The sequence below is a fragment of the Paenibacillus sp. OAE614 genome, assembly GCF_040546645.1.
GTDB lineage: Bacteria > Bacillota > Bacilli > Paenibacillales > Paenibacillaceae > Paenibacillus_AQ > Paenibacillus_AQ favisporus.
On sequence record NZ_JBEPOD010000001.1, the window covers coordinates 5,462,501 to 5,483,353 of the forward strand.

The following is a 20,853-nucleotide window of genomic DNA, read 5'->3' on the forward strand; positions in this document are numbered from 1 at the left end:
GACTCCTTGCCCGGATTCGTATGCTCGGCGTACCAACGCCAGGCGTCATGTGTATACTCGTTCCCGCGAACGATGGCACCCTCCCGATCCACCCCCACGATCCGCGTAACGCCAGCAGCTTGAAGGATCTTGGTACAGGCGATGCCGGCAGCGCCGATGCCGCACAGAACGATTTTGCAATCCTCAAGTCTCTTTCCGACCAATTTCACTGCATTATAAAGGCCCGCCAGCAGCACGACAGCCGTCCCATGCTGGTCGTCGTGAAACACGGGGATGTCCAGCTCCTCGATCAGCCGCCTCTCGATTTCAAAGCAGCGCGGAGACGAAATGTCCTCCAAATTGATGCCTCCAAACGCGGGAGCAATCCGTTTGATCGTCGCGATGATCTCCTCCGTATCCTGCGAGTCCAGACAGATGGGAAAGGCATCCACCCCCGCGAGCTGCTTGAACAGCATCGCTTTTCCCTCCATCACGGGCATGGCGGCGAGTGGGCCGATATTCCCGAGTCCAAGCACGGCGCTCCCGTCCGACACCACCGCAACTGTGTTGCGTTTGATGGTAAGGGTATGGGCACGGGACGGGTCCTCATGAATCGCCATACATACGCTGGCAACGCCGGGTGTATAGACACGGGACAGATCATCCCGGGATTTAATGGCCATTTTCGGCGTCACTTCGATTTTGCCTCCCAAATGCATCAGGAAGGTTTGGTCGGAAACCTGCAAAACCTTAACGCCGGGCAGCTTATTCAGCACCTGGACAATTAAATCCTTCGCTCCCGTGTCCGTAATGTTAACCGTCAGGTCCCGGATCGTCGTTACTTTACCGGTACCGCTGACATCAATAGCTACAATATCTCCTCCTGAATCCCCGATAGCCATGGCAATTCTTCCAAACGCTGCAGAGGCCTTGTCCATTTCCACCCGGACGATGATATTCGTGCTTCCTGATTTAGGCACAGCCATGTCTTCCACTCTCCCCCGTCAAATTTCAACCCTAAGGCCGTGCCTGGCAAACGCCTCTTTCATCGCTATTGTGGCCGCAGCTTCGTCAGGACCGTAAATTTCAAGCTGATACTGTTCCCGGCTCAACAGCGAAAAGCTCAAACCGAGGATGCTCTTGGCATCGATCGCCCGGCCACCGGCCTTAAGCACGATACTGGATGTAAACCGGTTAGCCGTCTGATTAATATCCACAATCGCCTTGGTCACCAAACCACCCATGTGTTTACCTCCGTTCTTTATCTTTGTGGGGTACTTGCACCTGCATCGGTCCGGGATTCATGTATCTGACGGTAGTGCTGCAGCAGTCTGCCTCCCAGGACAATCCCAACGGCGAGTACCAGTGGAATGATCGTGTGAAACGCATGAGGCAAGGCATCCGTGATATTGGCCAGCCTCTTCTCTTTTAGAATCATTTCACCCGACGTGTACCCGAGAAGAGCAACGCCAACAATAACGATAACCGGAAAACGGCTCATTAGAGTCATCAGCAGTCTGCTGCCCCAAATAATCAATGGAATGCTGACGGCAAGTCCAAGGGCAATTAAGAGATAATTTCCTGACGCCGCTCCAGCCACGGCCACCACATTATCAAGGCTCATCACCAAGTCGGCGATCATAATCGTTTTAATGGCTTTTGCCAGGCGGGTGCTTGCTTCAAGCTTTCCCCCTTCGGCTTCACCCTGCATGAGTTTAAGCGCAATCCAGAGCAACAGTATGCCTCCTGCCAATTGAACGAAAGGTATCTGCAGCAGCCAAACGGCGGCAATGGTCAGTACGAAACGAAGCACAATCGCTCCGAAGCTGCCGAAGAATACCGCCCTCTTCCTCTGTTCGGGCGGCAGGTTTTTGCAAGCGAGAGCGATAACGACAGCGTTATCGCCGCTCAGCACGATATTAATGACGATAATTTTTAATAGACCTAGAAGTAACCACTCCATATCCATAAGTGCCGTTTCCTTTCCTAGCCTTCCTCATTAACAAGAACTCTCCTGCCTTTCAGCTTCAGGATTAACGGAATCGTAATCCACAGCAGTCCAATGATCAGAAACACAAGGGAGACCGGCTTCTGGAGGAAGATCATAAAATCACCGTTGGAAATCGTCAGCGCGCGCCGCATGTTATTTTCCATCATGGGGCCAAGAATAAGTCCCAGGACGAGGGGAGCGAGCGGAAAGTCGTTTTTGGACAATACATAACCGACCACACCGCAGCCCATAATTAAGAGAAGATCGAACGTTGAATACTGAACGGCGTACACTCCGAAGACCGAAAAGACAATAATTAAAGGGATCAAGTACTTGGCAGGCGTCTCGATCACCTTGGCGAACAGCTTGACGAGTGGCATGTTGAGAATCAGCAGCATCAGGTTGCCGACAAACATACTGGCTATAACGCCCCAGGCCAGCTGGGGATGATCCTGAAACAGCAATGGGCCCGGCTGCACATTGTACATAATGAAGGCACCCATCAAAATGGCCGTCGTACCGGAAGACGGAATCCCCAGACTGAGCAGTGGAATCATGGCCCCGCCGGAAGCCGCATTATTTGCCGATTCGGGCGACGCAACGCCTTCGATGGCGCCTTTGCCGAATTTCTCGGGATGCTTGCTGATCTTTTTTTCTACAATATATGCAAAAAAGGACGCGAGAATGGCTCCTGCTCCTGGCAGCAGTCCGATAAAGAAGCCAAGAATAGAACCGCGCGCGATCGGTGCGGCGCTGTCCTTCATATCCTGCTTCGTTGGCAGAATGCGGCTGATTTTTGCGATTTCTCCATCGTTATGGTCCCGTTCCAAAATGGTTTTGAACACTTCACCTACCGCGAACATGCCGACTGCGATCGTCAAAAATTCCAGCCCCTGATAAAGCTCCGGAATCCCGAAGGTAAACCGCTCTACACCGGATACGCTGTCGATCCCGATCGTCGCCAGAAGCAGGCCGAGTGCCGTCATCATCAGCGCCTTGACCATCGATTTGCCGGCCAGGCCGCTGATCGCAAGGAGTCCAAGCACCATCAGCGAAAAGTATTCGGCGGGACCAAATTTAATAGCAACAGCCGATAATGGGCGGGCCAGGAAGATGAGTCCAACCAAAGAGATAATGCCTGCGGCAAACGAACCGATAGCCGATATCGCAAGCGCTGCACCCGCCCGTCCCTGCTTCGCCATTTGATATCCGTCCAAAGTCGTGACGACAGACGAGGACTCGCCCGGCGTATTGAGCAGAATGGAAGTCGTGGACCCGCCGTACATGGCGCCGTAATATACGCCAGCCAGCAGAATAATGGAACTTGTAGCCGCTTCTTCCGGACTCAGGCCCGATGTCATGGTTGCGGTAATCGGAATCAGCAGCGCCACGCCGCTCATCGGACCGATGCCTGGCAGCACGCCAACGACGGTGCCGATCAAGACGCCAAAAAATACAAAGACCAGATTATGCCACTGCATTGCCGTCCCAAGTCCATGCAGCAAATATTCAACTGTGCTCATTGTTTAACCCCCTAGAATAAGACTAACCAAGATGGAAAACCGGGCAGGGTACCATCCAGCACGTTGACATACAGATAATACACACCGTAAGAAAAGCAGGCGGAGATCACGACCGATATCCAGATCCGGCCCCGCTGCATCGTTTGAAAGCCGATCATCAGGAACAGGAACGTTGAAATAACGAATCCGATATCCTCCAGGAAAAGGGCGTACAGCACGGCGGCCGTAAAAATAATACCGAAACGCTTGTAATCGAGCTTTTCCCGATTTTGCTGCTTCTGCTGCCTGCGGAAGGTTTCATATATCAGCCTGATGCTCATCAGCGAAAGAAATGCGCCGAGAAACATCGGAAAGATGTTCGCGCCAACGTTGCTGCCATAGGCGCTTGTCGATATGCTGGTGCTTCCGATGACAAAAGCGATGCCGATCGCACAAAATACGATGCCGGCATAGCGGTCAAATGAATGATTCATAGTCTTCAAGCCTCCTCTTCAGACAGGGAAAAGGGAAGTCCCCATCCCTTTCCCTGCCCCTGCATGGCCTAAGCCGTTACTTCTGCATGCCGAGTGCCGTCAGCATTTCTTTCAGCTGATCATTTTGTTGAGCCAGGAAAGCCTTGAAATCGTCGCTGTTCTTATAATCGCTTTCCCAGTTGTTCGCCGTCATCTCGGCCGCCCACTCTTTCGTCTCGGTCATTTTTTTGATGGCCTGATCCCAATAGCTCTTCGCTTCAGCGCTCATTTCCTTGGGTCCGAATATCCCCCGCCAAATGAGGAATTCCGCGTCAATTCCCTGCTCCTTCATCGTCGGCACGTCTTTCAAGCTTCCTCCCAGACGTTCAGGTGCGGCCACGCCGAGCACTTTGATTTTTCCGGCCTTTAAATACTGATCAAGCGACGAGGCATCCGTACCCAGTACATCGGCGTTGCCGCCAAGCAGTGCGGTAATGGCTTCGCCGCCCCCGTCATAAGAAACGTACTTGACGCTCTTGGGGTCAATCCCGTACTTGAACGCCGGAAGAATGGATACGAGATGATCCATAGAGCCGGGAGCCGATCCGCCGGCGATCGTGAACTTGGTCGGATCGGCTTTCAAATCATCGAGCAGCGACTTCAGATCGTTGTATTTCGAGTCAGCCGCTACGGCAATGGCGCCATAGTCCTTCGTCAGCTGAGCCAGCGGCGTCGTATCCTGATATCCATATGGCGAATTGCCCTCCTTTTTTAAATGGTTGATCAGGATCGGCGGAGAGCTGACAAACAATTTGTAGTCATCCTTCTTGTCCTTGGTCGCATACTCGGCCATAAACACGGCGCCGCCTCCGCCCGGTTTATTTTCAACCGTAATAGCTTTGCTGACAGTTTTTGTCTCGGTCAATACTTTCGCAATGGTACGGGCCGTCATATCCCATCCCCCGCCCGCACCCGATGGGGCCACGAGCGTTAACGCTTTGTCGGGATAATTGGATTTTTGGGCAGAAGTCCCCTCTTTTGCTGCTCCCCCGTTGGCACAAGCCGCCAAACTAAGCGCCAGAATGGCCGCAGGTATCACTTTCCAGGTTTTGCTCATCATTTTTTTATTCATCTGGATACCCCTTTCGAAAAGTTCATCTCAACCCTTATTCAACTTGGTCATCACAATGTATGCGCTTTCTTTTTGTGGTTCTCAGCATATCACCCGCGGCAGCTTTAGCAAATGTTAAGCACATAAGATCTAAAAACACGATTATGGGCATTTTGTTCATTTTGTTCACGATAAAATGAAAGCCCTTTCAAGGCCTTTATGCTACAATAAAAGCAAAAAACGGAGGGGCGCACGGTACAACATGCGGCTGCAGACAAAACTGATTTGGATCATCTGTTCCCTGATTGCCTTTATCATCCTCAGCTTGAGCGGTATTTTTTATGTCGTGATCACAAACATTTTCGAGGATCAGATCGGTCAGCGCGCCCTAAAAGTAGCTGAAACTCTAGCGATCATGCCGGAGATTAGAAAAGCCTTTACTGAGCCGGATCCTTCGGCCGCAATCCAGCCTATTTCGGAAAGCGTCCGGATCAAAACCGGCGCCCAGTATATCGTTGTAGGGAACCGCGAAGGCATCCGGTATTCGCATCCCCTGCCGGACCGGATCGGCAAATCGATGGTCGGCGGCGACAACGGTCCGGTACTTGCGGGGCATTCGATCGTGTCCAAGGCCACAGGTTCCATGGGGCCTTCCGTACGCGGGAAGGCTCCTGTTATCGCGGATGACGGGACGGTGATCGGCATCGTGTCTGTCGGTTTTCTGACCGACAACATTGACCGGATAAACGATGTGTACCAGAATGAAATATTGCTGGTCTCCTTGGTCGGTCTGGCTGTCGGGGCAAGCGGAGCCGTACTGATCGCACGCAGCGTCAGGCGTTCCATTCATGGACTTGAGCCCAAGGAAATCGGGGCCCTGTATACAGAGAAAAAGGCGGTCCTGGAATCGATCCGCGAAGGAGTTATCGCCATTAACCGGGATGGCTTCATTACGATGGCTAACCGTTTCGCTCTTCAGCTGATGAATCTGTCGGAGAATGAAGCGATCATGGGAAAACATATTGAAGATGTCCTTCCGAACACGCGGCTGCTCGAGGTAGTCCGGAGCGGCGAAGCCGAGTTCGACCGGGAGATGCTGATCGGCGACCATGAAGTGATCGTGAACAGGCTCCCTATCATGGATATGAACAATCAATTAACCGGCGCGGTCTCCAGCTTCCGCAGCAAGCCGGAATTATACCGGCTGGCCGAAGAGTTGTCCCAGGTCAAGCGTTTTGCGGAGTCGCTCCGGGCGCAGACGCACGAATACTCCAACAAGCTCTATGTCATATCCGGCCTGATCCAGCTGGAGTCTTACCAGGAAGCGGTGGACCTGATCAACCGCGAAGTGAACGTCCATCAGCATTTGATTCAGTTTGTGATGAGGGAAATCCCGGACCCGGTCATCGGCGGGCTGCTGATCGGCAAGTACAATCACGCCCAAGAGCTGAAGCTTTTCTTTGAGATTGATCCAGAGAGCACGTTCGCTGACATCCCGGACCATATGGACCGCAGCCTGCTCGTGACCATTATCGGAAATTTGATCGACAACGCGATGGAAGCCGTTCTTGCGCGGCAAACCTTTTCCGAATCCAAAGGCGAAGTCACGCTGTTCCTGACAGATTTGGGTGAGGACCTGATCATCGAATGCGAGGATAACGGAATCGGCATTCCGGAAGACATCGGAGAAACGATCTATGAAAAGGGCTTCTCTACCAAACCGGGGGAACACCGCGGGATCGGGCTTGCCCTTGTCGTTCATGCGGTCCATAAGTTAAGCGGTTACATTACGTTCCATCGGAATACGGCGGGCGGCGGTACGGTCTTTACGGTGGCGATCCCCAAACAACCCGATCTATTCAGAAAGGAGCATCCTCATGGAAATGTCCGAACCAAACCCAACGATTGAGGTGTTAATCGTGGAGGATGATACCAAAATCGCGGAGATAAACAGGCGATTCGTAGAGCAAGTGCCGGGATTTAAAGTCGTCGGCATCGCCACGGATGAAATGCAGGCGAAATCGCAGCTGGAAATCCTGGAGCCCCAATTGGTGCTTCTGGATATCTACCTGCCTCAAGCCAATGGCTTGGATCTGCTGCTGTTCATCCGCCAGCACTACCGCAGCACGGATGTCATCATGATTACCGCCGCCCGGGAAATCGAACCGATCCGGGAAGCCATCCGCAGCGGCGCGTTCGATTACCTGATGAAGCCGCTCATCTTCGACAGGCTGAAGGAAACGCTGCTACATTATGCGGTATTTCAACGGGAGTTATCCCGGCTGGATACGGCTGGCAGCATCGGCCAGAGCGATGTGGACCGCCTGCTCGCAGGTCCCGTCAAAGCGGAGCCGCTTCCTGTGAATACGGCCGATGTTTTCCTGCCTAAAGGCATCGATAAATTGACGCTTGAAAAGGTCGTTCAAACCATTTCAACGGTGAACGACGGGCTAACCGCCCATCAAGTGGCCAAACGGATCGGCATCAGCCGTTCGACCAGCCGTAGATATCTGGAGCATCTCGTCGGGTTCGGCATTGTCTATGCCGACCTGTCCTATGGGGTCGTAGGACGGCCGGAGCGCGTATACCGGAGCAAAAAATAACCCGTCTGCAGGCGCAGGCGGGTTTTCCTTGCTCCATACCGGATAATTCTTACCGCGTGCACGCCCGATACTCCGTCGGCGACATGCCGGTATGCCCCTTGAACTGCCGGGAAAAGTGCGACAGCTGCATTCCGAGCTGATCGGCAATGTCCGCTACGGGCGCGTTCGTAAATGAAAGCAGGCGTCTGGCTTCCTCCATCCGTTTGCGCTGGACGTAATGCATCGGTGTGCATCCCATCGCTTTTTTAAAATAAGGGATAAAGTAGTTCGGATGCAGATGGACGATCTCGGCCAGCTTTTCGATTTCCATCGGTTCACGAAGATGGTCATGGATGTACTGCAGCACACCGCCCAGCTTGTTCCCTTCCGTATGGTGCATGAAATCGATCCAATAGTCGGTGTATCCTCCTTCTTCTAAGCAGCAGGCCAGCATGTGCAGCAGACCCGCTTGCATGCGCAGGGCCGCGAAAGGACCTCCCGCCTGAAATTGGCCGATCATATCGTTAAAAGTGCTTCGAATAAACTCCGGGTCGCCGACATCGCTGATATAGAGCTTGCTGTCTGCATGGAACAAGGGCCACTCCCCTACCTGGGCGTCAAAATGGCAGAAATACCGCGTGTATGGATTTTCCTTGGACGTATAGGTCGTCTGGCTCGTCCCCGCAGGCATGATCATCAGCTGGTTCGGCTTGGGGTAATAGGTCACGCCGTTGATGACGACCGATCCTTCGCCTTCAGTGATGTAATAGAGCCGGTGGAAGCTCGGGGCGACTTCGGCCCGGTTCCAGTCGGGAAAGCCGCTTTTGAGCTGGACGTGACTGATATGTACCCGAAGCCCTTCCGGCAGCCGTGCGCCGAGCTGCATAGCCTGTGCCATAAATGACCCTCCTTATATAGAAAATAGTCGTCTGATGTAATGCCATTGTATCATCCCCATTTTACGAAAACACCTTAATTTTGTGCAAAACCCTCTTAATCTTAGCCATTTGCTTCCCATGCCATTCGGGCTAAGCTTGAGGGAGATGTAATGGCTTACATGCCTGCAAACTTTGATCATAATCCATGGGAAGGCGGGATCATTTAGATGGAGCAAGTACGATACGGCATTATCGGCATCGGGAATATGGGAAGCAGTCATGCACTGAATTTGGTGGACAAAATCAAGGGGGCGCAGCTGACGGCGATCTGCGATACGAGCCCCGCCCGTCTGGAGTGGGCACAGGCCCATCTGCCGGAATCGGTTCAAAAATTCGACACACCGGAGGCTTTCTTCGCTTCGCAAGCGATGGATGCCGTCCTGATCGCCGCTCCGCATTATGATCATCCGGTGCTGGCGATCCAGGCTTTTGAGAACGGTTACCACGTCATCGTCGAAAAACCGGCCGGAGTCTACACCAAAGCGGTTCGTGAAATGAACGAGGCTGCTTCCCAATCGGGCAAGCTGTTCGGCATCATGTACAACCAGCGGACTTCCCCGCTGTATACCAAGCTGCGAGACCTGGTTCAGTCCGGAGAATTGGGAAATATCAAGCGGACCAACTGGATCATTACCAACTGGTACCGCTCGCAGAGCTACTATAATTCGGGCGGATGGCGGGCCACATGGGCCGGCGAAGGCGGCGGCGTGCTGCTGAACCAGGATCCGCACCAGCTGGACCTGTGGCAGTGGACGACCGGCCTGATGCCGAAGCGCGTGCGTGCTTTCTGCCACTTTGGTAAATACCGCAATATCGAAGTCGAAGACGACGTCACCGCATATGTCGAATATGAAAACGGAGCTACCGGCGTATTCGTGACCACCGTAGGCGAAGCACCCGGAACGAACCGGTTCGAGCTCTCCGGAGATAACGGCAAAATCGTCGTCGAAGACGACAAAATCACCTTCTGGCGCCTGCGCGTGCCCGAGCCGCAGTTCAACGCGGAATATACAGGCGGATTCGGCCAGCCGGAATGCTGGAAATGCGACATTCCGGTGCATGGGGGACACGGTCCGCAGCATAACGGGATTTTACAGAACTTCACCAATGCCCTGCTGCACGGCGAGAAGCTGATCGCCCCGGGCGAAGAAGGCATCCGCGGCCTGACGATCTCGAACGCGATGCATCTGTCGGCCTGGACGGACGATTGGGTGGACCTTCCGCTCGACGAGGATCTGTTCTACGACAAGCTGCAGGAGAAGATCAAAAACTCGACGTTCCGCAAGGAAACCGCCGGCGGTAAGGTGCTGGACGTATCCGGAACTCACTGATAGATATCCCATTATCGATAAGAGGAGAATCGCCCTATGAAACTATCGGTATTTACCGTCGTTACCCCGGATCTAACCCCTGAAGAGCTTGTACTGGCCGCTAAGGAAGCCGGGCTGGACGGCGTGGAATGGCGCTTCAAGGAAGTTCCCGCAGGCGCGGCAGGCGAGAAGCCGTCGTTCTGGAGCAACAATTTGTGCTCGATCGACCCCTCCCTTCCCGCGGACCAAATGCAGAAATTCAAAGACCTGGCCCTTGCGCAGGGGCTTGAAGTCGTCAGCATCACTCCCTATCTGAACCATCTGGACCTGAAGGATACGGAGCATGTATTCCGGACGGCCCAGCAGCTTGGGGCGAAAATGATCCGCCTCGGCGTGGCCGGGTATAACGGAACCGCCGACTATAACGAGCTGTACGACAAGACAGTCCGCTATTTAAAAGAAGCGGAGCAAATGGCCCAGCAATACGGCGTCAAAGGCATCATCGAAACCCATCACGGCACGATCGCGCCGAGCGCCGGTCTCGCCCACCGTCTGGTCAGCCACTGCAGCCCGGACCATATCGGCGTTCTGTACGATCCGGGCAACATGATCCACGAAGGCTTCGAGCATTCCCGGATGGGCCTTCAGCTTCTCGGTCCTTACCTCGCCCACGTTCACATCAAAAACGCCGAGTGGGTCCGCGAGGGAACGCGTGAAGACGGAACGGTCAAATGGCGTTCGAAATGGGCCCCGATGCGCGAAGGCATCGTAGATTTCACCTCACTGCTCAATGACCTGAAATCCGTCGGCTATGACGGCTACTTGGGCATCGAGGATTTCAGCGAACAATACACGTCGCGTGAGCTGCTGAAGGAATTCGCCCAGCTCATGCGCGAAAGGATGTGACCTTCATGACCGCACAAAATAAAGACGGAATGAACTACGCGCCGGAAGGCAAGCCGAACCATGTTGTTGAACCGGGCGAATTTGTGTTTGCGGCGGCGGCCTTGGACCACGGGCACATTTATGGCATGTGCAACGGGCTGATCGAAGCCGGGGCGACGCTGAAATGGGTTTACGATCCGGAGCCGGCGAGAAGCCAGGCTTTTGCCGACAAGTTCCCGCAGGTTCAGATCGCGGACAGCCTTGAGCAGGTGCTCGGGGATCCGGAGGTCCGATTGGTGGCCGCAGCCGCGGTGCCAAGCGAACGCTGTGCTCTTGGGCTGCAGGTGATGGACGCAGGAAAAGACTATTTTACGGACAAAACGCCGTTCACTTCGCTGGACCAGCTGGAAGCGGCGCGCCGGAAGGTGAAGGAAACCGGCCAAAAATACGCTGTATATTACAGCGAGCGGCTCCATGTGGAGTCAGCGGTCTATGCCGGACAGCTCGTGCAAAAAGGAGCCATCGGCCGTGTCATCCAGGTGACCGGCTTCGGCCCGCACCGGCTGAATGCGCCGTCGCGTCCGGACTGGTTTTTTGAGAAGGATAAATACGGCGGCATTCTGTGCGATATCGGGAGCCACCAAATCGAACAGTTCCTGTTCTATGCCGGCTGCAAGGACGCCAAGGTTCTGCACAGCAAAGTAGCGAATTACAACAACCCGGACTATCCCGAGCTCGAGGATTTCGGCGACGCGACCCTGGTAGGCGACAATGGCGCCACCCAGTATTTCCGGGTCGACTGGTTTACACCGGACGGTCTCGGCACCTGGGGCGACGGCCGGACGATCATCCTCGGCACCGAAGGCTATATCGAGCTGCGCAAATACATCGACATCGCCCGCGATCCGCGCGGCGACCATGTCTACCTGGTGAACGGGGACGGCGAGCAGCACTTCGAAGTTAAAGGCAAGGTAGGCTACCCTTACTTCGGCCAGCTCATTCTCGACTGCCTGAACCGGACCGAGAACGCCATGACCCAGGAGCACTGCTTTAAAGCAGCCGAGCTGTGCCTTAAGGCGCAGGAAGCGGCCGTACGTATTGATCAGGTGCTGCAGACGAATTCGTAGCCACAATTCTTGCCCGACCGCATGTTAAATTAACGGACTGCCAGGATTGACGACTTTTCCATAAGCAAAAAGCTCCCGTATCGCGCTCCCCCTCTGTGTAAAGAGGTTGAGAGCACGGCGGGAGCTTTTTTCATTCCATCCGGACTTGGATCTATTTCGTTAGGGCATCCATCGAATAAAGAATAGCCATGCCATTCGGTTATATGTCATGCACGTGCCGAGGCTATGGCTATTATTCTGTCACTACTCCCCGTAGACGTTGGTAAACGCCTCTTCGATTTTCGGAACGATGTTGTCCCAATCGGCATCCGGCATTTTGCTGACGGTGACGAACGTCCCGATGCCAAAAATGTTGTCCACCCCGTCGATGCTGAGCAGCGCGCCGGCGAGCGGATGGTCGGTTTCGTCCCCTTTTTTCAGTGAGGTACTTTTCGGTCCTTCGAACAGGCTCTGGCTCGCATTGACTTTAAGCGAGTGCGGGTTCGGGGTCTGCTGAATTTGAATGGATACGGCCATGCTTAATCACTCCTTTCTGCCTATAACTGTACCATATTGTCCATTATCCACCAAAACCAATTCGCCCTTCAGAAGTGAAAGCGACATCATTTGCGCTTGGCGAAACGCTGGATTACAATAAAAGGAATTGAACGGTTAGGGAGAGGTGAAGAAATGAGCGACAGCAGACTGCAGCCCGGAATAGACGCCACGTACATCGTTTCCGGGGACTCGATTTCCAAGGGGGTCGTGTATGATGAAACACGCAGCAAATATGTCATCCTTGAGGATAATTACGTATCCCTTCTTCAGGACAAACTAAAGGGAGCCGTAAAAAACACGGCGAGATTCGGCAATACGCTGATGAAGGGCATCGGCAGCCTGAAGAAAGAAATTCTGAAGGGCAAGCCCAGCATGGTGCTGATTGAATACGGCGGCAACGATTGCGATTTTAACTGGAGTGAAATTGCCAACAATCCGGACGCGGAGCACCGTCCCAAGACGGATTTTACGCTGTTTGAGAAAATGCTGACGGACACGGTGAATTTTCTGAAAAGCCAGTCGATTACGCCGGTCCTCATGAGCCTCCCTCCCCTCAACGCGGATAAATACTTCAAGTGGGTCAGCCAGGATAACCCCGAAGCGGAGCGAAACATCATGAAGTTTCTCGGCAGCGTCACCAAAATCTACTGGTGGCAGGAGCGTTACAATTCGACGATCCTCAAGGTGTCCGAGCTGACCAAGACCAAATACATTGACGTGCGGGGTGCTTTTCTCGCCCATCCGGACTTTACCCAATTCATCTGCTCCGACGGCATCCATCCGAACCAGGACGGCCATCGTATCATTTACGACAAGGTTCTCGAGTTCGTCAAGGCCAATTACGGGCATTTGCTGAAAGACAATACGATAGGCTGCGAGGCGTAAATGATAGGATCATGCGAGTTTAGTTGAAATTAGATGCATTTTTTGCGTTTCATTCATCCGTTTGCTGGAAAATCCAATTCAATAGACGTACCTTGCTTCTAGACTTTCTTGGTTTGTACTAAAAAGGCTGCCCTATCAGGTGACTTCACCTGGGGAACAGCCTTTTTGTCATTTGGAGTTTTCTCATTCGTTCAGTCCGGCTCTTTCGAGTCTACTTCTCCCAAGCGGCCTTCCTTCGGGCAGAGCCGCAGAGTGAACGTCCAGTCATACGGCGTCATCAAATTGACGACCAGCGTGCGGCAGCCGGCAGGAAAGCTGGTGTTGTTCAGCGCCTTCGCCCAGTGTCCGTGCTGCCCGCCCTCCATCTCCATCCAGTCCGTACCGGCGCTGCAGCGGACGCCGCCCTGCTTCCAGAACAGCACGCCGCCGGACTCGTCTGCGGGAAACAACCCTTCCCCAACGAATGCCGTTTCGCCGCCGAAGACGAAGGATACCTGCGTCATCATGCCTTCAGGTTCCCGGCACTGCACGCGAAGCCGGAACCCCTCTTCATCTGCGGTCAGCTCCGCTTCGGCGCGATGGTGCTGCTCATGCGTCATCTCGCGCAAATGGTGCGGCAGCAAGTACCACGGGCTCGTCCCGCCACCTGCCGCCGTCTGCGGCAGCGCCGTTCGGGGGAGCGGACCGTAATAGCCTTTGGCCTCGTCCCCGGCCAAACGGTATCCGTCCGGCAGCTCCTCTAGCGTGTTCATTTTGACGTAGCCGGGTTCGAATGAGGAGGCCAGCCGGACGCCCAGCAGCCGCAAAGCTCCATGCCGGAGGGACAGGAACGAGTCCGTCTCCGCCATGACGGTCAGGCTGGTCTGACCGTCCCGCTGCCGTCCGACCGGAGCGCCGAAATCGGTGTGCAGCCGGCTGTGGTAAATGCGGCCGTAATGGCCCGCGCTTTCCAGCTGCCGGAGGTACTGCCCGCGGTCAAAATGCCGGTTGATCATCACGCGGTAGCGATCGGGAAGAGGAGACGGTTGAACCTGCCGCTCACGGAGCTGCGGATAGCGCAGATAGCCGATCATCGCGTTGTTCGGCAGCCAGCCCGGATGGACAAGCGCCTGGCCGGCGGCATCGGCAAGCGCCGCAAACAGCGGATCCCTGTCCATATGCTCCATCAGTCGGCTGATTAGAAAATACCCGGACAGGTCATGCCTCACCCCGTAATCCTGGCGGCCGGAATAATCGGTTACAACCTCGCCGTCCGGATGAATCAGGTAAGCCATCATCCGCAGGTTCCAGCGGACCGGTTCCAGCAGCTCCGGCCGGTTCAGCTGTTCCGCGGCATAATACAGCACGATGTCGCTGACCCCGTTATAGATTCCGTTGCTCCGCTCGGTCCATTCCCCGTCCTCCGTGCAGTCCATCCCTTCAGCCAGCCAGGCTTCGGCCCTGTCCTTCAGTTCCTCCTTACCGGTGAGCCGGTACAAAAAGCCGAGGGCAGCCGTGAGCACCCACCGGTGGTTGGGGGTATGGCAGCCGCCTGTCAGCAGTACAGGGGCGGTCCGGGTAAGGAACAACCGGATCAGGCCGGCGGCCTTCTCCAGCTGCTCCCAGCCCTCGAGATGGGCCTCGAGCAGCTCGTGCACCTGGGCGAGACCGCCTGCCACGAACGCCGTATCCGGCGGGGAGTGCATATTCGTCCAGCCCGGGGAGATGGAGCCGTCGGCATGCTGGAATCTCAATATGAATTCTGCCCCGTGCTCCAGCCGGCTGAGCAGCTCTTCGTTATGATAATAACGCGAATCGGGATTGATCAGCGCCGCGGCCCAGAGCGCCATGACCATCGGCGTGCCGCCATGGCTGGCCCAGGCGATGCCGTTGACCGGGTCCGTGACGCCCCCATGATAACGGCTGCCCTCGTCCAGCACCTGGCGGCTTAGGCTTTCCTCCACGCATCGATCGTTTATGCCAACCAATTGTTCATACATACTTTATCCACTCGCTTTCGTAGTCGCCAATTTTTTTCAGCATGGGGTAAGCGCTTTCTGTATTCATTTTATTCTATCGGATGGGACTGTTCGGAATCAATCCATAGGTGCTGGATCATATGAAAAGAGGGAACCGCAAAAACGGCAGCCCGGGACATGACGTTCATGTCCGGACTGCCGCCCTTATAGGTGATGATCTATATAGGATAAATAGAGCGATAAGCATTTATTTTCCGTGGCACTTCTTGTACTTCAGCCCGCTGCCGCAAGGGCACGGCTCGTTGCGTCCCACCTTCGGCACGGTATCCGCTGCGGAAATGTTCACCAGCTTCACCAGCTCCGGCTTAACGCCGTCGGCAATGGCCTGAAGCTCCACCAAGGTGTGGCCGTTATTGGCCCACATCCGGGTATGGTTATAGACTTCGGTCAGCAGCTGAATCGTCTGCTGGGCCTGAAGCGGGTTTTTGAAATTGATTTTGCGGCTCTCGAATTCGTAGATCAGATCCTGAATCGACGAACCCTTGGCGCACGCCAGCTGGAGATCGTCGATCAGGTATTCCACCGTCTCCTGGTCCTTGCACAGCTCCCGCAGCACATACTGCTGCAGCGCGGACAGCTGCGGCGTCATTTCAAAATACGTCTCGTCCGCATACCGGAGCAGCTCCTCTTGCTCGGGAACATAATACGGTTTCCCTTCGACCTTCGCGATCCAGTCGTTGATCTTCTGCTCGTCCATGTCGTGGAGCAGATAGCTGTTCACGATGTATCCGCCGTGAAGGAGCAGGTTCTCGCCCCGGCCGATCGCCTCGTTCACTTCATTCAGAAGCTCCTTCGCTCTCAGCGCCTGTTCATTCTGGGCGTTGTAGATCTCAAGAAGCTCGTCCACCTTAACCGCTCCGTACAAATGGGATGCGGCAACAATATATTGATAAGCCAGCTGGTGCTGGCCGTGCTGCTGTTTCAAAGCAGGCAGATCAGCCTTGCGGATGGCGTCCCTTATTTCTTCCGGCATGATCAGGTGCAGCTGACCTTCCGAGAAAAAGCTGAATACGAGCCCGCGATCCAGCAAAAAGGCATAATCCCCGTATGGAATCGTATTATCTTGAACGGAAGACTCCTGAAGGAGCGTCTCAAACAGGCTCCATTCGGCACCATCCATCTGGAGCAGCATGGACGACAAATGCTCCGTATTCGTGACGTAATCCGACAGCGCTTCGGCAAGCTCTTCTTTCTTCATCTTGGAACGACCTGTGATGCTGTGGACGGAAGCCAGCGCGGACAGCCTCGTCTTGGTCAGGCTCAGCAAAATCTCGGACAAGCTGGTCATGGGTTCGCCGATGATGGCGTGCTGTATGTTTGTTTGTTCCAGTTGTAACGTAGGGTCTTCCAACATGTACACCTCTTCTTCGTTATTAAGCATGCGCAGCATGACCGGTTAAGGCATCACCCTGCGCCCTTCTACCATTATACACGATGTTGACTTCGCAGCCCGCCCTCCGGCAAAAAAAGGAACCCGGCCCGGAGGTCAAAACTCCGGCAGGCCGGGTTGTACCCCCTGTCAGGCATTCTGCCGCAGGTCGGGAGGAGCTTGGCTTACACCATAATTTTGCAAATATCGTTCGTAAATTCGACCGGATCCTGGATCGGCAGCCCTTCGATCAGCAGCGCCTGGTTGTACAGCAGGTTCGTGTACAGGCCCAGCTTCTCCCGGTCCTTGTCATAAGCATCCTTCAGGGACTGGAACACCTCGTGGTGAATGTTGATCTCCAGCACCTTGTCGGCCTGGATGTCCTGGCCGCTCGGCATCGCTTTGAGCACCTTCTCCATTTCGATCGACAGGTCGCCTTCCGTGGACAGGCAGACCGGGTGGGACTTCAGCCGTTTGGAAGCCTTGACGTTCTTCACCTTGCCGGAGAGAATGTTCTTCATCTCCTCGAAGAGCTCCTTGCTCTCCGTCTCCGCCGCTTCATCCTTCTTGTCCGCTTCCGTCTCGATACCGAGATCGCCGCTTGATACCGACTTGAATTCCTTGTCCTTGTACTTCATCAGCATCTTGATGGCAAATTCGTCAATATCGTCGGTGAAATACAAAATTTCGTAGCCCTTATCGGCCACCATTTCCGTCTGCGGCAGCTTCTCAAGCCGCTCCACCGATTCGCCGGCGGCATAGTAAATATATTTCTGATCTTCCGGCATACCGGATACGTATTCGTCCAGCGTCACCAGCTTCTTTTCCTTGGAAGAGGTGAACAGCAGCAGATCCTGCAGCACGTCCTTATCCGCGCCGTAGTTGTTGTACACGCCGAACTTCAGCTGTCTGCCGAACGCCTCGTAGAACTTCTCGTATTTCTCGCGCTCATCCTTGAGAAGCGTCTGCAGCTGGCTCTTGATCTTGCTTTTGATATTTTTCGCGATCAGCGTCAGCTGACGGTCATGCTGCAGCATTTCTCGGGAAATGTTCAGCGACAGGTCTTCGGAATCGACCATCCCTTTGACGAAGCTGAAGTAATCCGGGAGCAGGTCGCCGCATTTTTCCATAATAAGGACGCCGTTCGAGTAAAGCTCAAGCCCCTTCTCGTATTCCTTCGTATAATAATCGAACGGGGTGTGCTCCGGAATGAACAGGATCGCGTTGTACACAACGGCGCCGTCCGCCTTGATGTGCACATGCGTCAGCGGCTTGTCAAACCCGTAGCGCTTCTCGTTGTAAAAGTTGACGTAGTCCTCATCGGTCAGCTCGCCCTTGTTCTTGCGCCAGATCGGAACCATGCTGTTCACGGTCTGCTCTTCGCTGTACTCCTCGAATTCGCCGTCCGCGCCCTCTTTCGGCCGATGTCCGGTGACGTCCATCTTGATCGGGTACCGGATGAAATCCGAGTACTTCTTGATGATCGTCCGGAGGCGGTAATCCTCCAGAAACTCATCGTAATTGTCTTCTTCCGTGTTTTCTTTGATTTTCAAAGTAATTTCCGTACCCACGGTATCCTTCGCCGCAGGCTCGATCGTATATCCGTCCGCTCCCGCAGACTCCCACTTGTACGCCGTATCGGAGCCAAGCGCCTTGGTGATGACCGTCACCCGGTCCGCCACCATGAAGGCCGAATAGAAGCCGACCCCGAACTGGCCGATAATGTTGTGGCCGTCCTTGGCTTCGTTCTCGTTCTTGAAGGCCAGCGACCCGCTCTTCGCGATGACGCCCAGATTGTTCTCCAGCTCCTCCTGCGTCATCCCGATGCCCGTATCGGAAATCGTCAGCGTTCTGGCTTCTTTATCCGGCGTGATCCGGATGTAATAATCGTCTTTATTGAAAACCAGCTGGTCGTCTGTTAGCGCTTTATAATAGATTTTATCGATAGCGTCGCTGGCGTTGGAGATGAGTTCGCGCAAAAAGATCTCCCGCTGCGTATAAATGGAGTTGATCATCATTTCAAGCAGTCGTTTCGACTCGGCTTTAAACTCTTTCATGGCCATCTAGCATACTCCCCTCAACGAACATAGTATCTTAGCACTCAAACATAATGAGTGCTAATTATTCTTATTTTTATATAACATAAGTTCATTTTTGAAGTCAACAATTGGTTATCCGCACCCCTTTCGTGTCCCCTCCGACATTCCCGGCAAACGCCGAACAGGGCTGCCCCCGCAGCCTTTTACAAAGCTTGCGCGGTCAGCCCCGTCCTTCATTGTCGCTGTCATGTTTTGCCTATCGGGATCCGTTATTCCTTGACCGACCCCAGCACGATGCCGTGAATGAGATACCGCTGCAGGAACGGATAGATCAGCAGGATCGGGATCATGGACACGAGAATTTTGGCCGAGTTGAGCGTGGTGTTAGAGATCTTGTTGTACTGCTGCAGCTGCTCAACTGACAGATTCTGCATTTGGTCCCGGGTCAAATTCAGCTGCTGCAAATACGTTTGCAGCGGGATCTTATGACTGTCGTTGATCAGCACGATCCCGTCGAAGAAGTTGTTCCAGTGGCCCACGATGACAAATAAAGTGATCGTCGCCAAGCTGGGCAGGGACACCGGGATGAAGATATGCCACAAAATTTTCAGCGGACCCGCCCCGTCGATAAAGGCCGCCTCCTCCATTTCCTTCGGAATCCCTTTGAAAAAGTTCATCAGCAGGATGACATTGAAGACCGGTACCGCGCCGGGCAGCACGAGCGCCCAGATCGAGTTGATCAATCCCAGCTTGCTGATGACCATGTACCAGGGAACAATGCCGCCGCTGAACAGCATCGTGAACACGATAATCCACATATAGACGTTGCGTGCCCGGAACTGCGATGCCGTTCTCGATAACGGGTACGCCATCAGAACCGTCAGCAACATGTTGATCGCTCCGCCCAAGGCAACCCGTTCCACCGACACCAGGAAAGCCCTCCAAAACTTCTCGTCGTCCAAAATTTTAACATAAGAGGAGAAGTTGATATCTACCGGGAGAAAATACACCTTCCCCGCGTTGACCGCCGTGCTGCTGCTCACCGACACCATGATCGTATTGATGATCGGGGCCAGGGACAGGCAGGCGATCAGCACCAGCACCAGGATGATCAGGAAGCGGGAAGCCTGCGCCCCGAACGTTCTCGATTGTATCATGCAAATCAGCGCCCCTTTCTAGAAAATCCGGTAACCGGCGTATTTGGAAGCCAGCTTGTAGGATACGACGATCAGCACAAAGCTGATGACCGATTTCATCAAGCCGACCGCAGTGGCAAACGAATACTGCATCTGGATCAGACCCATCCGGTACACGAACGTGTCGATGATGTCTCCGGTCTGATACACCAGCGGATTGTACATATTGAATACCTGATCGAAGCCGGCATTCAGCACATTCCCCAGGCTCAGCGTGCCAAGCAGGATGATCGTCGGCAAAATTCCGGGCAGCGTAATGTTCAGCGTCTGCTTCCACCGGCTTGCCCCGTCAAGAGCGGCCGATTCGTACAGCGAAGGATTGATGCCCGTCAGGGCGGCCAAATAGACGATCGTTCCGTAGCCGAACTCCTTCCAGGTGTCGGTCACGATCAGCAGCGGCCTGAACCAGGTGTTGCTGGCCAGAAACATCGTTCTGTCCATCCCAAACAGCTGCAGAACGTTGTTCACCATACCGTCGTAAGAGAAAATCATCGTCATCATCGTGCCGAGCACGACCCAGGACATGAAGTGGGGAAGATACACGATCGTCTGCACGGTGCTTTTGAACACCTTCAGGCGGACTTCATTCAGCAGCAGCGCAAACACGATTGGCACGATCAGACCCAGTATGATTTTTCCGACCGCGATAACCAGCGTATTGACGAAAATTTGCCTCGCGTCCGGGAGCTGAAACATATACGTGAAATTGGTCAGCCCGGCCCATTTGGAGCCGAAAATGCCTTTGGCCGGAATGAACTTCTGAAAGGCCATCACGATGCCGAACATCGGGACGATGGAAAAAATGAACAGCAGCACCATGCCCGGCAGCAGCATGAAGTGATACGTCATTTCATGAAAGGCTTTCCGTTTCTTCCGTATCCGTCCCGAAACCTGCCGTTCCGTATTGAGACT

Annotated in this window: 19 protein-coding genes (1 of these 19 running past the window's edge); 6 read left to right on the forward strand and 13 right to left on the reverse strand. The window is 54.2% G+C overall.

The window, feature by feature from the left end:
• The 6 genes from ABIE48_RS25240 to ABIE48_RS25265 form a co-directional block, all read right to left on the reverse strand.
• On the reverse strand, positions 1 to 965 hold the 5' portion of the coding sequence (locus ABIE48_RS25240) for an NAD-dependent malic enzyme (RefSeq protein ID WP_192716945.1). Its footprint begins 454 nt before the window's first position; 965 of the gene's 1,419 nt are visible here — the first part of the coding sequence; its start codon is at positions 963 to 965; its stop codon lies beyond the left edge, outside the window.
• An 18-nt stretch (positions 966 to 983) separates the two neighbouring features.
• Positions 984 to 1,223 carry an HPr family phosphocarrier protein gene (locus tag ABIE48_RS25245; RefSeq protein WP_145029011.1) on the reverse strand — a complete coding sequence of 80 codons (240 nt, stop codon included), beginning with the start codon at positions 1,221 to 1,223 and terminating at the stop codon, positions 984 to 986.
• Between the two features lie 17 nt (positions 1,224 to 1,240).
• Positions 1,241 to 1,942 carry a TerC family protein gene (locus tag ABIE48_RS25250; protein WP_145029077.1) on the reverse strand — a complete coding sequence of 234 codons (702 nt, stop codon included), beginning with the start codon at positions 1,940 to 1,942 and terminating at the stop codon, positions 1,241 to 1,243.
• A gap of 23 nt (positions 1,943 to 1,965) precedes the next feature.
• Positions 1,966 to 3,492, reverse strand: a complete 1,527-nt coding sequence (locus ABIE48_RS25255; protein ID WP_076175708.1) for a tripartite tricarboxylate transporter permease — start codon at positions 3,490 to 3,492, stop codon at positions 1,966 to 1,968.
• Between the two features lie 11 nt (positions 3,493 to 3,503).
• Positions 3,504 to 3,965 carry a tripartite tricarboxylate transporter TctB family protein gene (locus tag ABIE48_RS25260; protein ID WP_145029007.1) on the reverse strand — a complete coding sequence of 154 codons (462 nt, stop codon included), beginning with the start codon at positions 3,963 to 3,965 and terminating at the stop codon, positions 3,504 to 3,506.
• A 76-nt stretch (positions 3,966 to 4,041) separates the two neighbouring features.
• Positions 4,042 to 5,076, reverse strand: a complete 1,035-nt coding sequence (locus ABIE48_RS25265) for a tripartite tricarboxylate transporter substrate binding protein (RefSeq protein WP_145029005.1) — start codon at positions 5,074 to 5,076, stop codon at positions 4,042 to 4,044.
• A 241-nt stretch (positions 5,077 to 5,317) separates the two neighbouring features.
• Between ABIE48_RS25265 and ABIE48_RS25270 the strand changes: the two genes are divergently transcribed.
• Together ABIE48_RS25270 and ABIE48_RS25275 are read left to right on the forward strand one after the other, a co-directional pair.
• A complete protein-coding gene (locus ABIE48_RS25270) occupies positions 5,318 to 6,964 on the forward strand; it encodes an ATP-binding protein (protein ID WP_192716946.1) in 1,647 nt (548 codons plus the stop codon).
• Positions 6,933 to 7,658 (forward strand): response regulator, encoded by a 726-nt coding sequence (locus ABIE48_RS25275; protein WP_397342663.1) that lies wholly within the window; start codon positions 6,933 to 6,935, stop codon positions 7,656 to 7,658. Before ABIE48_RS25270 ends, ABIE48_RS25275 begins: the two co-directional genes overlap by 32 nt.
• Positions 7,659 to 7,707: 49 nt before the next feature.
• Here the strand turns inward: ABIE48_RS25275 and ABIE48_RS25280 are convergent, their stop codons facing one another.
• Positions 7,708 to 8,535, reverse strand: a complete 828-nt coding sequence (locus tag ABIE48_RS25280) for an AraC family transcriptional regulator (protein ID WP_145029001.1) — start codon at positions 8,533 to 8,535, stop codon at positions 7,708 to 7,710.
• Positions 8,536 to 8,742: 207 nt separating this feature from the next.
• On the opposite strand from ABIE48_RS25280, the gene ABIE48_RS25285 reads away from it, so the two are divergent.
• The 3 genes from ABIE48_RS25285 to ABIE48_RS25295 are packed head-to-tail and all read left to right on the forward strand — an operon-like array spanning position 8,743 to position 11,897.
• On the forward strand, positions 8,743 to 9,906 hold the full coding sequence (locus ABIE48_RS25285; protein ID WP_089548620.1) for a Gfo/Idh/MocA family protein: 1,164 nt from the start codon (positions 8,743 to 8,745) through the stop codon (positions 9,904 to 9,906).
• A gap of 36 nt (positions 9,907 to 9,942) precedes the next feature.
• On the forward strand, positions 9,943 to 10,791 hold the full coding sequence (locus ABIE48_RS25290; protein ID WP_145028999.1) for a sugar phosphate isomerase/epimerase family protein: 849 nt from the start codon (positions 9,943 to 9,945) through the stop codon (positions 10,789 to 10,791).
• Between the two features lie 5 nt (positions 10,792 to 10,796).
• Positions 10,797 to 11,897: a Gfo/Idh/MocA family protein gene (locus tag ABIE48_RS25295; RefSeq protein WP_089548622.1), complete on the forward strand. Its 1,101-nt coding sequence runs from the start codon at positions 10,797 to 10,799 to the stop codon at positions 11,895 to 11,897.
• Positions 11,898 to 12,140: 243 nt separating this feature from the next.
• On the opposite strand, the gene ABIE48_RS25300 is transcribed toward ABIE48_RS25295, so the two are convergent.
• The gene (locus ABIE48_RS25300; protein ID WP_145028997.1) at positions 12,141 to 12,413 is read right to left on the reverse strand and encodes a NifU N-terminal domain-containing protein; all 273 of its coding nucleotides are present in this window, start codon (positions 12,411 to 12,413) and stop codon (positions 12,141 to 12,143) included.
• A 153-nt stretch (positions 12,414 to 12,566) separates the two neighbouring features.
• On the opposite strand from ABIE48_RS25300, the gene ABIE48_RS25305 reads away from it, so the two are divergent.
• Positions 12,567 to 13,319 (forward strand): SGNH/GDSL hydrolase family protein, encoded by a 753-nt coding sequence (locus tag ABIE48_RS25305; RefSeq protein ID WP_145028995.1) that lies wholly within the window; start codon positions 12,567 to 12,569, stop codon positions 13,317 to 13,319.
• Between the two features lie 191 nt (positions 13,320 to 13,510).
• Here the strand turns inward: ABIE48_RS25305 and ABIE48_RS25310 are convergent, their stop codons facing one another.
• The 5 genes from ABIE48_RS25310 to ABIE48_RS25330 all read right to left on the reverse strand — a co-directional run bounded on the left by ABIE48_RS25310 (position 13,511) and on the right by ABIE48_RS25330 (position 20,790).
• Positions 13,511 to 15,298 (reverse strand): prenyltransferase/squalene oxidase repeat-containing protein, encoded by a 1,788-nt coding sequence (locus ABIE48_RS25310; RefSeq protein ID WP_192716947.1) that lies wholly within the window; start codon positions 15,296 to 15,298, stop codon positions 13,511 to 13,513.
• Between the two features lie 226 nt (positions 15,299 to 15,524).
• A complete protein-coding gene (locus ABIE48_RS25315) occupies positions 15,525 to 16,691 on the reverse strand; it encodes a YecA family protein (RefSeq protein ID WP_354519870.1) in 1,167 nt (388 codons plus the stop codon).
• Between the two features lie 200 nt (positions 16,692 to 16,891).
• The gene (gene htpG, locus ABIE48_RS25320; protein WP_192716949.1) at positions 16,892 to 18,769 is read right to left on the reverse strand and encodes a molecular chaperone HtpG; all 1,878 of its coding nucleotides are present in this window, start codon (positions 18,767 to 18,769) and stop codon (positions 16,892 to 16,894) included.
• Positions 18,770 to 19,014: 245 nt separating this feature from the next.
• On the reverse strand, positions 19,015 to 19,902 hold the full coding sequence (locus tag ABIE48_RS25325) for a carbohydrate ABC transporter permease (protein WP_076175674.1): 888 nt from the start codon (positions 19,900 to 19,902) through the stop codon (positions 19,015 to 19,017).
• An 18-nt stretch (positions 19,903 to 19,920) separates the two neighbouring features.
• Positions 19,921 to 20,790, reverse strand: a complete 870-nt coding sequence (locus tag ABIE48_RS25330; RefSeq protein ID WP_260869552.1) for an ABC transporter permease — start codon at positions 20,788 to 20,790, stop codon at positions 19,921 to 19,923.
• Positions 20,791 to 20,853 lie beyond the last annotated feature (63 nt).